6 protein-coding genes are annotated in these 13,455 nt (G+C 33.6%); all 6 read left to right on the top strand.

Going from position 1 to position 13,455, the window contains the following annotated elements; translation table 11 throughout:
* Positions 1-8: 8 nt before the first annotated feature.
* The 6 genes from AABM58_RS06065 to AABM58_RS06040 all read left to right on the top strand — a co-directional run bounded on the left by AABM58_RS06065 (position 9) and on the right by AABM58_RS06040 (position 13,386).
* Positions 9-3,419, top strand: a complete 3,411-nt coding sequence (locus AABM58_RS06065) for a cytoplasmic incompatibility factor CifB (RefSeq protein ID WP_338406656.1) — start codon at positions 9-11, stop codon at positions 3,417-3,419.
* Between the two features lie 717 nt (positions 3,420-4,136).
* Entirely contained in the window at positions 4,137-5,474 is a 1,338-nt protein-coding gene (locus tag AABM58_RS06060) for a hypothetical protein (protein WP_338406655.1), read from the top strand.
* Positions 5,475-5,528: 54 nt separating this feature from the next.
* Positions 5,529-7,727 carry a hypothetical protein gene (locus AABM58_RS06055; protein ID WP_338406654.1) on the top strand — a complete coding sequence of 733 codons (2,199 nt, stop codon included), beginning with the start codon at positions 5,529-5,531 and terminating at the stop codon, positions 7,725-7,727.
* Positions 7,728-8,200: 473 nt separating this feature from the next.
* On the top strand, positions 8,201-9,214 hold the full coding sequence (locus AABM58_RS06050; RefSeq protein WP_338406653.1) for an IS110-like element ISWpi14 family transposase: 1,014 nt from the start codon (positions 8,201-8,203) through the stop codon (positions 9,212-9,214).
* Between the two features lie 534 nt (positions 9,215-9,748).
* The gene (locus AABM58_RS06045) at positions 9,749-11,698 is read left to right on the top strand and encodes an ankyrin repeat domain-containing protein (protein ID WP_338406652.1); all 1,950 of its coding nucleotides are present in this window, start codon (positions 9,749-9,751) and stop codon (positions 11,696-11,698) included.
* A gap of 455 nt (positions 11,699-12,153) precedes the next feature.
* A complete protein-coding gene (locus AABM58_RS06040; RefSeq protein WP_214303132.1) occupies positions 12,154-13,386 on the top strand; it encodes an IS256 family transposase in 1,233 nt (410 codons plus the stop codon).
* Positions 13,387-13,455 lie beyond the last annotated feature (69 nt).

The following is a 13,455-nucleotide window of genomic DNA, read 5'->3' as shown; positions in this document are numbered from 1 at the left end:
TATATTATATGAATAATGGTGATGGATTTATCAGAAGTTTGGTCAATAAAAATCTTGAAGGTTTTAGACGAGAGTTTGAATCCTTTTTAGATCAATGTCCATCTTTCTTGTATCACGTGGGTACAGGTCGTTTCCTTCCTGTATTCTTTTTCAGTATGTTTGCTACTGCACATGACGCAGGTATTTTAGCTCCAGATGAGAGAGTCTATATTCGTTTTGATAATCATGGTATTGATACAGATGGTAGGAATAGAAGTACAGGAAACCTGAAGGTTGCAGTTTTAACTAATAAATCCCTTGGTAAAAAGCGAGTTGTCAGGTGTTACAGCATCTCTGATGTCCCTAATAGTGATGGGTTAAGATTTAGTGAAAGGGAGAAAAATTCTCTAGTGCAAGAGATTGGACGGGAAAATCGGGATTTAAGGGAAGAAGGCCTAAGTTTTGAGCAATACAAAGTGTGTACGCATGGGAAAGGCAAGAGCCAGGGAGAGAAAGGAGCAGTAGTATTTGAAGAAATTCGCGAAAAAGATTCTCGAGGTGGAGATAGATTTGCCAAATATTCAGCATCTGAAATCAATCTTATTAGAGTGCTCTTAGAAGATCACGAATTAACAATTAAGGAAATAGAAGGGATGGACCTCGATCAAAATCAGCATGGACAGCTTGATGAGTTGGTCGATTTTGTGCAAATTGCACTAGGTCAACAAAGAATTGATAACTTTGCGGAAATGTTAAGAAGTGGAGTTGTACGAACTTTACGAGACAATAGCACAGTAATTTTTAGATATATAACTCGAATCTATCGTAATTACGCAGGCACATTAGAAAATGATATTCAAGATCGCAATCAAAAGTTTGAGAGTCATGGGTTTTTATTAGGTTTTTTAGCGAATTTTAGTCATCTTTGCACAATAGATATTGACCTTAACTTATCTCTTGTAAATTCGTACGTTGCTTTTCTTGTACACCATCAAGCAGAGAGAGAAAACATTCCTATCGTTATTAATATTGGATGGAGAACATTGTTTGCATTAGAACGCGCTAGAGGTGACGCTCAAAGATTACATGCTTCTTCATTTATACCTGTGCATACTGAATCAGGATATGCTGTTTGTGTTGGATTAAATTTTAATTCACATCTAGCCCCTTTTAGGGTTGGCATAGCAGAGCTTCAACAGAATAGATTTCCTTTAGTACAAAGATTATTTGAGTGTGTAGAAGATGGAGGCATTAGAGAAAATGTTATAGATTTCTTGCTTCAACATTTTCCTATCGAAATACCAAGAAATGCAGAAAATCGTGACAGAATACTTGATTGTATAACTGGTTTTGCTTTTGGGAACAGTGCTTTTGATCACGAGCAGGTATTAATACAAAACAATAGACTGCGAGTAATAAAATACATATTTAGATATGATAATGAGAATTTAAGAAAACATGCTTTAACTATGGTCTTCCATGCTCAAGGCTTTCCTATAGTTATACTTGATATTAGAAATCCCCATGATATACGATCAGTAAAAGCCATCGCTCTACCACCAGGTTATAATGGTGCTGTGAATAGAGTTACATACATACTTAATGATCAATATGGACTAAATGTTCTATTAGATAGATTTAATTCGCCTGATCATTACCTACGTATAACTAGGTATGCTTCTTTTGATGGTAATCTTATAGAAGTGCCTAATGCTGAAAATGTACATAATACTTTGAATCAAGTTATGAATGATGGGTGGCAAAGTATACCTCAGCATAGAGAATTATTGAGAGCTATTTCTAGAGTGTTAATGCCAGATAATATGAATGGTAATGCAATAATAGATGTAAGTAACAATGACAAATTTCGTTCTATACTGCACAGTATATTTTATGTTTGTGACAATCCTGATAAAGTGGTTACTGCATACAAGGTAGGTCAAACGTATAGTCCTGATATAAGAATGGCAGGAGAAGTAAGTACAAGAGTTACAGAACAGAGATTAGGTCTTCTATTATTGAGATCTACAATAAATCATCCAGAAGATACTCATCCAATTGGATATGTATTAGGGTTTGCTAATACTCAACAAGCATTAGCACAAGAGCGACGTAATGCAGAACAGCAAATAACAAGACTTATGGACAAGCAAAGAGGATATTTGCCCATTACTCCTGGAAATGAGGTGGTTTTATCTTATGCTGTATTTAATGCAGGTGCACAGAGAGTAGAAGATCTTATATCTGTTCCACAAGAACTATATATACATAGGTTTGACCGCAGTCATGCTTCAGGACGAACTAGAGGGCTATTAGGGCCTAATAGTGTTATTGATGAAAATCCACCAGAGGGTCTATTATCAGATCAGACTCGTGAAAATTTAATAAATTATATTCGAGAAAATCCCGGACGGAATCGGATTTTACCGTTTGATCTAGGTGATAATCGATGTGTTACTATTATTACCTTCGAAGGTAGTATACAACAACTCCTAGAAATACTAAGGTCAAGAATAAGGGGAGGTGATAATTCCATTCCTACAGCACAAGAGATAAGAAGACAAATAAGAGATATTCTTAGAAATCAAGGGATAGAAGTAAATGATCTACTTACACTAGAATTTGCGACGAGAAATGGACATTATGATTACTGGCTTCAACAAATTGATATAGCTCACGCTGGAAGATTGCGATATCAGCTTCGTACTGAAGGTAATCACACTTTTGAAGTAGCTAATTTGGCAAGGAATGACGGTAACGAGCACATTGTTAGAGTATTAAATCAATTTAGGGAAAATGAAGAACAACAGCGTTTAACTTTAATCATTACTTTAAATAATACTCATTGGGTTACACTAGTGATTGAACGTCAAAATGGGAACTATGTTGGGTACTATGCTGATTCAACTGCTACTGCTGTTCCAGGTGGTATTATCGATATCATTCAAAATAACTTAGGCAATAATATCAGGATTAATAATGTTTCTGTTCGTCAGCAAACAGATGGTTGGAATTGTGGTTTATGGGCATTAGAAAATGCTACAGATATTAATAGAGTCCTAAATGAAAATCCTGGAGAACAAGTTCAGAATGTTGTAAATATTATGCGTGATTTTCTTGGAAGAGGCCACCCAAACAGAGATAGAAATTACTTTCAGAACATAAGAGTGAGCATTTCACAATTATTCAGGAATGATCCGGGATTTCAAGATGTGCAATTGCAAGCATACATTCAAAATAGAGAACAAATTGATCCATTACTACGTACTTATCTAGAATTAGGATATCACAGAGTGGGAGGAGGGTGTGGACCAGTAGAAGCACCTATATCGCTTAGTGTTAGTGATTCCAGTAATTTTGGTGGCCTGCCACAGTCGAGTTTAGAAGGTCCTGAAGCTAGTCGTGTTTCTGACCTTAGCAAAGGTAAAGGCGGTAGGTAGAGGTAATCGGTAGATGAAAGGAGTGTAACAAAAACCTTATGCATCAAGTAGAGATTGTGAGCAAATTTAAAGAAGTTAAGGTGGGTAACCTGTTTTTTTCTACTTGCAGCAATGTTTCAAAAAGTATATGTGTCGAGTTGGGTAAAGTTGAAGGAGGTTCTTAAATGAGCAACTATTAATTTGGTAGTATATAGCATTAATAAATTTAAACGATGTGACCATTTTCAGTGGTCAAAACCAAGGGCGGTGAGAATTGTTCGTTTTGGGATGGGATGGTCTACCAAACGATACATACGAACTTTTCTAGATAATAATTTCACTATACGCTGAAATCAGCTATATTGGCTCACTTTTACTAAACCTACGTACGAACTGTTTTGCCTAAGCTTATGAAAATAATTTAAACCTTCTATTTTTATAACCTTATTTCTATGCGGCTTGTTCTCGCAAATATACGACCTTTTTTGCAATTTTAGAAAGAGTCAATAATTCAAATTTTTGCAGCACTAAAATAGACGTTTCTTTAGTTACAACAAGGTCTATTTTTTCGTAAATAAAAATGTTTTATAATAATTAATTATTAGAATGAAAATATCATACTTGGCTCTCAAGAAATTTCCTGTTGTGCAGTGGTAAGGTTTGGAGAAAAAGATTGGCTTGGCAACGATAATTTACTAGACTAAAGTTTATATTAAAATACAAAATGGGGTTGCGGGTATGGAATCTGGTTTGGATCACAATTACAATAAAATACTTGATATATTAAAAGGTGCTATTAAAGGCGACGATAATCAAGTTAAAGCAAGAAAACATCTTAGAGTAGAAAGATGGTTGAGGGTTTATATTCAATTAATTGAAGATTTTGATGAGGAAAAACTAATTTTTTTTTCTGATATATTCTCTGATAATTCTTGTTGGGATGGAGTAAGATTAAAAAATGAAATTGTTGGTGAAAGGTTAACTGAAGAAAAAAATAAAAATGGAAAAGAGAATCCATTAAACATTTCTAAAAGATATTACTTAGCATGTAAATACTGCTTAGAAGGTGAGATACCTAGATTATTTGAGCAAGTATTTATAAAGTTTAAAAATAGTGCATTTGAAGAAGATGTTTCTGATGATGAGCTAAAAGATGAACTTTTGGATCACCATAAAGAGAGTAGCCCTATAAAAGCTTTTTGGTCTTCCCTTATTAATAAACAGATTGGAAAACTAAACGAATATACAACAGTTGAAGGTTTAAAAGAAGCCATACGAGTAAACTCACGTAAAAATTGGGAAGAGGGTATAGAATACTTTTATAATAAATTGCACAGAGATCCTAATATTTCTAGTCAAGATAAAGATGATCTGTTAATTGAAGCAGCTTTATCTGCAGTAAAGGGTTACAAAGAAGTAGACACCATAGAGTTTTGCCTGTCTAAAATGGATGATGAACAAAAGAAAAAATTACTAAATAGAGATTATAAGGAAAATACTTATTATGCAGTGTTGAATGTGCTAGTAGGTCAGTATTACTTTGATTCTTTTATGGAATTAAGCCGATTGTGTAGTCAGATTGAATGTGAACGTTACACAACTTTTTTATCTTCATTATCGGATCAAGTACTGAAGAATCCAGATCTGTCTGAAGAAACAAAAAAATGTATGATGAATGTTTGGGAACGTATAATAAAATTAAAAACTCAAGACCGCGGGGAGCAATCTATTTCCTCTATTTTTGTAGACTATTCAGTTACATATACAATAGCAAATTTAATTGTGGATCCAAGTAGACAAGGGGTAAGTAAAGAAGAAATATTAGGGAAGATATTAAAGCACGTAAAAGAAATGAGTGGTGAAGAGATGATAAAGGTTAAAGATTCTGTATTAAGTAAAATTCAGTTATTTCATGGGGGTAAAAAATTGCAATTAGGAGAACAAGTATTTTCTAAATTAGCTCAAGAAGCTTCTAAAGAATCAATTTTGCGTGAAGCTGGTGATACTTTGCCACAGTCAAGTCTCAGTACGACTGATACCCCATATAATATAAAATCTTTAGGCCATAGCAAATAGGAGAGTAATATGCCAAGTAATGTCAAGCCGCTTGAGTTGGTACAGCTTCTGTTAATGAGAAATAAATCAAAAGACGAGTTCCTAGATTTTCAAAAAAGGTTCCAATCGTTTATCAATCAATCTCCTTCTTTTTTGCATTCAGTTGGAAAGCCAGGCTTTTTCCCTAGTTTCTTTTTTGGTATGTTTGCTACTGTATTAGACACAGAACTTGCTACTAAAATTGGTATCAAAAAACTTCATTTTCGTTTTGATGATAATAGAACTTTAAAAATAGCTATATTAACTAATGAGGGACTTAAGTGTATAACGGTGTCTGATCAAGTTGATGGTAACATGCATCTAAAGTTCTCTCAAGGAGAGTTAGAAAAAATAGCACAGAAATGGAAAATGGGAGCAGAGTTTGATAAACTAGAAAAAGAAGAGCATGAAATAACAATTACAGGAAAAGAAGTAAAGTACGGAAAGGTTGATCCAGCTTTTAGTAAAAAGACTGATTATTCACAAAAAGGTTTTACAGAAATAGAAAAAGATCGTGACCAACAAGACCTAGAGAGCTTAATTTCAAAATTGAGTAATCAAGATTTCGAAGAAGTAAAAAAGAACGCTAGAAGAATGTTTAATTATATTACAAATGTCTATAAGAAATATGAAAAAGAAACTCTATTTAGCGGTAAAGAATCAAGTCATCATGGGTTTTTAGCTGGGTTTTTGATAAATTTTAAGTATCGTTTTCACCTAAAACTTTATCTCGAATTATTTGCTGGAAAAGGTTACGCAGACATTATTTTACTTGTGCGCGGTTCTGATAAGTCGCTAAGCTCTATTCCTATTATTATTGAGCTTAAAGCAGGTACTGGTGAGATAAGTACAGTGATAAAAGCATTGAAGCAAGCACAAGATTATGTTAAGGGCTCTTTTTCTAACTCTATAAGAATGATTACTATAGCTAATGAAGCTATTTGTGTAGGATTAAATTTTGACATGGTTCATCACGAAAATGTTAAAATTGATGTAGAAAATTTTCTTAGTCGAGAAGGTAATTCTGTAATAGAAAAGTTACTTGGCACTGAAGCAGCGAATGCTGAGGTGATAAGAACACAGCTAGAGTATCTTTACTATGGAATTGTTTGGAGCAATGGAGGTAGTGATAATATACATTACGTAAGTCGGTTTATTATAGGACAGTTAATGCTTATTCCTGATAGAATTGAAGATGAAAAATTAAGCAAACGTATTTTTATTTGTAATCAAGGTACATCAGAACGAACCTCGAGAAATCGTCCAAACGTTATAGATAAGTACGCTTTAGATTGTGTTACGACTACCGTATTAATTTTAGGTAATAAAGTACTTATATTGAATATTACTGAGATGTCTGAAGATAATAAAAAAAGCTTAAAAGCTGCTTTGGGTAATTTCGTTATACATGAAGTAGAGGCGATGAAAGATAATAAAATCAGTCCCATTGAAAATATAGACGGAGTTAAAAAAATTAAAGATATAAAAATAAGTGAGGTGAATTGCCATCTGGATGATACACCTAGTAATAAGAATCCATTTGATCAGTACTGTAATAAGAATAAGGGGATTACAGTAAATACGTATGACTCATTGGATAAATATAAAAGAGGTAAAGAAATTTTACAAGGTAATTTTACTCCAATTGTGGAAAATAAAAAATTTAAAGCAGCTTTGAGCAAAGCTATAAAATCTGGTAAATATGATGATTACAAAAAACTATTTGAAGAAATTTCTCATATACTACATCCTTTCAAATCATTAATAAGCAATGAGGCTACATTTCAAGCTGTATTGCATGGTTTATTTAGTAGCTACGGAGAAGATAATATAAAAGTTATTACTGAATTTCAAATAGGTGGTGGAGAGAAGTTGGATGTTATGTTGGTTATAAATGCTACTGATCAAAAAAAAGAATACCCCCCAGTTGGAATAGAGCTAAAATTTGCTAAGAAAGGAGATTTGGATAAAAAAGAAAAAGAGGCTAAGGACCAGTTGACAAGATATAAAGAAGGTGAAGCGTATAAGGTAATTACTGATGCTGGCAAAGTGAAACTGGTGTATGCTGTTTTTAATGAAGGTGCAACAGATGAAGGTTCCCTTATAAAAATTAGTGATGAGTTTGTAGAGGTAGATGTAAGACATAGTTCTGTGGTTGCTTTTGGTCAACAGCCAGGTAATCTCCAACAACCTTATGTTCAACAAGCAGGTCCATCTCGAGCAGTTAATCAGTGATCTAGTCTTAAGAAATAGTCGTCTTACTTCTTTTTATATCACATTTTTATTTAAGTTTGCCCTGTACGTAAATTTGATCATTGCCTATTTCATCCATATCTATATACGAACTATTTTGCCTAAGCTTATGAAAATAATTTAAATCTTCTATTTTTATAACCTTATTTTTACGCGGCTTGTTCTCACAAATATATGACCTTTTTTGAAGGAGGTGGTATGAATAGTTATTGCTTGGTTGGAAGCATGAGAAGATAATACCTTCTCAGAGTGGATAGGTGGCAGATTGAAAATGTTTGTGAGGCCCTTTCTGCTTTTTGCAGTATAGGAAAAAGACCTCGTGAAGGAGATTAATCGCCCCTGCCACCGAAAACCATCGTGCGGCCTATAAAATTTAGTGACCGCGTATAGGAGAATGGACCAACCGGTAATATTCTACTCTGATATGTTGGAGTATTCAATAAGGGAGAAGATTTATGCGTTACATAGGTGTTGATTTACATACTAATAGTTTCACTGCTTGCTACTTAGAACAGGAAAAACCAGAGTATATTAAAACGTTTCGCTTACAGGATTTAGGTAATTTTATCAAAAATCTTCAAGAAACAGATGAAGTAGCCTTAGAGGCAACGGGAAATAGCTGTTTCTTTTATGATGAAGTGTCACCTTACGTTAAGCGCGTTGTTGTGGTTGCTCCCTTGCAATTTGAAGTTATTCGTCGTTCTGTGAACAAAACAGATAAACATGATGCAAGAGCTATTGCTTTTTTTCTCAGCAAAGATATGTTGCCTGAAGCAAAATGCAAGAGCAAACAATGCCAACAGTTAGCTTCTCTTCTTAAAACAAGAGATCAGTTAGTAAAATCACGGGTATCTTTAATCAATAAAATACATGGACTTTTCAATTACCACGGAATAAAGATTAAAAAGGAAGTACTGACAACCAAAGCGGGATTTGAATGCTCTCTTGGTAAACATGATTGGAGTCACTTGGAAAAGGTTGAGATTGAAGTGATTAGCAGTAATCTGGAAGTCATTCGAGAAAGTCTCAAAAAACTTGAAAAGGAAATTATAGCTTTTGCTCAGCAGCTTCCTGGATTTAATAATCTCATCAGCATTAAAGGTATTGGTGCGATTTCTGCAGCAGTTTTTGTTGCAACAATTGGTGATATTAATGATTTTAGTAATCCTGAAAAACTTACAGCTTATTTTGGAGTTGTACCGCGAGTTTCTCAATCCAATCAACAATGCACAATTGGAAGAATTACTAAACGTGGATCAAAAATTGGGCGTACTTCTTTAGTACAGTGTACTTGGATTGCTATACGTTATAGTCCTTATCTGAAAAGTTTTTACGAGCGTGTGAAAAAAAAGCGTGGTTCTGCTAAGGCTATTATTGCTACTGCTAGGAAGTTTCTCACAACTATTTTCTATACTCTTAAAAACAACTGGATTTTCAAAGATTTTACAAAATATGAAATTTCTTATTGACAACAATCATAGGAGTAAACAATTGAATTCTTTATAACACTAACTATAGTAGTTTCGAAAATGAATGATAAATTTTCATTACGAGATTACCCCCTAAAAGCTGCGAGTTTGTATGTTAGTGCACTATCATTTATTTTAGAAAACACTATAGCATGGTACTTTCACTAAAATATTTTTTAAAAAAGTTAGTTGACTTATAAATAATTCTCTACTAATACTGGCATGTGTTTTTTATTCTGCTGAAGTGGCTCCGCAGGTTACTGTATAAGCTTCAGCAGTTTTTGCACTCCTTTAAAGCATCATATTCCTATATATTAAATATCGCTAGTGCTTCTCAATTTTGTTGATCTATAGTAAAACTGGCTAAAACTTGGAGTCATAAGCAACTTTTAACCTCTCTATATACTCCATTGTTACTCACCATGAAAACTTAACAAAAGCTTAACGACGTGAGTAGTAAAAAGATTATGGTTATTGACTTAATGTTACATATCGCATACAATATATCATATATCTTAGCTTAGAGGGATAAGTATGGGTGAGTCTACTGGGATGGTAAAATCTATCATCAATCTACTAAAACCAAAATCCAAACCAGAACTATATGATATTGAATATGAATCCATTATAGAACATCTATCATCTAAAGAACATTTATTAAATGAGCTGATGAATGATATGTGGTACTCAGGAGATTTACCATCAGTTAGAAATCATAATGAACTACTTTCTTTAGTTGATAGCAAACTTGGACTAAGCGAGCAAATTTGTGTTTGGTTTGCTCTAGATCACGATCTTACGCCAAGTCAAAAAAATTTAAACAAAAAGTTACTTAGTGCTCTAAAATGTTTAGCTTCTAACTGTGGTTCATTTGATAATACTGAACCTCTTGAAGAATTTTTACATGATAATAGAAACAATAAAGATTTAAAAGTAATTCTTAACCTAAGAAGAGGAGAATCTCAATCAACAGTATTGCATGCGATTGCAGGAGCAAATATTGGTGGATTTCGTCGCACAGGAAATCAGGCTATAGATTTACTCTTAGAAGCAGGCGCAGATCCTAACATACAAGATAATAAAGGAAAAACACCATTATACCTTGCTGCTGCCAAAGGTCATTACAATAATGCAAACTCTCTTCTCTTAAAAGGAGCTAACCCTAATATAACAAGTAGAAAGGGCAAAACTCCACAACGAATAGCAACTAATAACCTCTGCTATGATATTGAAGAATTATTTTTAACTGATAAACAGAAAAAGATGAATAAGGAATTGTATGACTTACTTGTGTGTGATTCAGACTGCACTAAAAATTTAAAGGAGTTTTTAAGTAAGCATAAAAGAGATTCGGACCTAAAAGTAGTGCTAAATATTAGGCAAGGAATGGGTGAATCAAAAGTGTTTTCGTATGTTGATCGTTTTGCTTGGGATAATGAAGATCTTGCTCAAGAGTTAAGAAAAATATTTCTAGAAGCAGGAGCATTAGATTATGATAAAAATATTATTTATCGTCAGCAAAAGAAAGGACAGGTCAGTAAATTACTCGTTAATTTAACCTCAAATCAAAAGGAAAAGTTAAATGAGTTTTCTGATAAGGTGTTTCAGGCTCAAAATATGGCTGAACTTGAAAAGATTGTAAACGATGCTATAAAGTCTGGTGTACGATTAAACTATTCTCTTTCACAAGATTTCTTTTCAGGTAATGAGTACACTTTTACCGATTATGTGATGAAAAAAATCAGTGAATTAGAAAAAAATCCTAAAGTTGCTAGTAATATAATATGTCAATTAGTATCAAAAGGGGCAGTGTTTGGTAATAAAGTTGATGCTAACACACTGACATCAGAATTTAAAGAGCATAAAACTAACCTAAAAAAAGCTTATAGAGATTATATTAGCAATTCTCATAAGTTTATTGAAATCGCAAAAAGTGCAACCAATAGCGAGCTAAAAGATGCAAGAGTAGACAACTCCGTTTTTTACTTAGAATATTCTAAAGATAGTAAAATAGACATTATAAAGATAACAGATGGGGCAAGGGATTTAGGTCTAACCGATGGAGATGTAAAGTGTGGAAGAAATATAGTAAAGATCGGTAGTAGTGAAGTAGAAATTCAAACTGAAGGTGGAATAAGGTATTACACAGATCTTACAGAAGGCAGCGATATAGTATTAACCTTCTATACTAGTTTGGGAAATGTAGATGTTAGACTGTATCCTGACATACAGGATAAAAGCAAAATTATAGTAAAAGTGAGTAATAGAGAGGAAATATTAGAAAAATTCAAAGATCGAAAAGAAGAATTAGGTAATGATTGCGCACTTGGTGAAGATTTGGTTTATGATGCTATTGAAAATGGGTACTTTGAAAGATCTGGTGGATTAATGCGCCCTGAGGTAATAACCGAGTCTAACAACAAATGGACAGAACGTGAAGAGTTAAGAAGGACTTCTGATCCTAGGAGAGAAGTTTCTAGGTAGATTAATTTGCTAAAAAAGTTGAAGATTATTATTTAAATATAAACTACTGTAATTTATAGATTAAGGAGTTCGTATCAATGTCTATGATCTTTTAAGAATACTCTTTTATATTGTTTTTAAGCTGGCTACAAAATGAGGATATGGAACATACAATTGGCTGAGCCGCCTTTTACAGAATTTCTCTCCAGATCTACTATTAAAATATGCAGCTAAAATTGGATACATCTTCTACCGCTGTTGCAGCTAATATGTCAAAATCTTCATCATTTATATTGATATTTTCGCATAATTGATTTTGTAACATTTATTTGCTCTTCTGTATCAATTTCAACATCTTTTTGTGTGGCTCTTTGTAGTAGCTCCTTTTGCAATAACCTTTTTTAAGGGAACGTTCAAAAAAGTGTGTCAAACCGAAAAAAAAAGTAATAAATTGATATAAAAAATGGAGGTTTGATATGAGTCAAGCAAATAGAACTACTGGTTTGGTAGATTATAAAGAATTAGAAACAAATATCCTGTCATCTATACGAGAAGGAAGACCATTGACAGGAAGAGATGGAGCATTAACACCGTTTATAAAAAGGTTGCTAGAGGCAAGTCTGGAAGGTGAAATAGAAAGCCACATGTCAGCTAAAAGTGAAGAAAATAACCGAAGAAATGGAAGGAATGCAAAAACTTTACGTACAAGTTCAGGCTCATTTGAACTATTAACACCAAGAGACAGAGAAGGAAGCTTTGAACCGCAAATAGTCAAAAAAAGGCAAACAAGCCTACATCCAGAACTTGAAGCAAAGGTCTTAAGTACATACGCCAGTGGCATGGGATACAGAGACATAGCTTCACACGTTGAGGAAATATATGACCATAAAATATCAGCAGCAGAGATATCCAGTATTACTGATAAACTGCTACCAATAATCAATGAATGGCGCAGCCGTCCACTGCAATCAGTGTATCCAATAGTGTTCATGGATGGCATGTTTTTTAAGGTCAAGGAGGACGGACATTGCGTAAGTAAATGCATGTATAATATATTGGGTATAAATCAAAATGGCAGAAAAGAAGTATTAGGTTTTTATCTGGCTGAAAGTGAGGGAGCTAACTTCTGGTTGGGAGTTTTAAATGACCTCAAAGAAAGAGGAGTAGAAGATATTCTGATTGCATGTGTAGATGGGCTAAAAAGCTTTCCTGCAGCCATCAACAGTGTATTTCCCAGTGCAGAAGTGCAGCTATGTATAGTACACCAAATAAGAAATTCTCTGAAATATGTATCCAGTAAAGATGTAAAAGTTTTCATGAATGATCTGAAAAAAATATATCGTGCTTCAAGTAAAGAAATTGCTGAGAATTATCTGCTTGAGCTGGAAGAAAAATGGGGAGAAAAGTATCCTTTAGTTATAAAATCCTGGCAGAACAATTGGGAAAACTTATCCAGTTATTTTAAGTATTCTGGGCCAGTTAGGAAGCTGATTTACACCACTAATCCAATTGAGGGGTTGCATAGACAAATCAGGAAATTTACTAAAACTAAGGGTTCATTTACTAGTACAAATGCCTTGTACAAACAGGTATATTGTGCTATAAAAAAGGTAGAGCAAAAGTGGATTATGGCTCTCCCTAATTGGGCTTTAACTATGTCTCAACTTGATATTTTCTTTCCAGATAGATTGAAAATTGAGTTGAACTAAAAATGCGGCTTGACACACTTTTTTGAACGTTCCCTTTTTTAATTTTCTGGCACATACTTTTTTCGATGT

The organism is Wolbachia endosymbiont (group A) of Longitarsus flavicornis, assembly GCF_963931955.1.
In the GTDB taxonomy this organism is placed as follows: Bacteria; Pseudomonadota; Alphaproteobacteria; order Rickettsiales; family Anaplasmataceae; genus Wolbachia.
This window is presented reverse-complemented; position numbering and strand designations above follow the sequence as displayed.

Excerpts from the sequence above, each read along its gene's own strand:
- AABM58_RS06065 (WP_338406656.1), top strand. The coding sequence starts at position 9 with ATGAATAATGGTGATGGATTTATCAGAAGTTTGGTCAATAAAAATCTT.
- AABM58_RS06060 (WP_338406655.1), top strand. The coding sequence starts at position 4,137 with ATGGAATCTGGTTTGGATCACAATTACAATAAAATACTTGATATATTA.
- AABM58_RS06055 (WP_338406654.1), top strand. The coding sequence starts at position 5,529 with ATGAGAAATAAATCAAAAGACGAGTTCCTAGATTTTCAAAAAAGGTTC.
- AABM58_RS06050 (WP_338406653.1), top strand. The coding sequence starts at position 8,201 with ATGCGTTACATAGGTGTTGATTTACATACTAATAGTTTCACTGCTTGC.
- AABM58_RS06045 (WP_338406652.1), top strand. The coding sequence starts at position 9,749 with ATGGGTGAGTCTACTGGGATGGTAAAATCTATCATCAATCTACTAAAA.
- AABM58_RS06040 (WP_214303132.1), top strand. The coding sequence starts at position 12,154 with ATGAGTCAAGCAAATAGAACTACTGGTTTGGTAGATTATAAAGAATTA.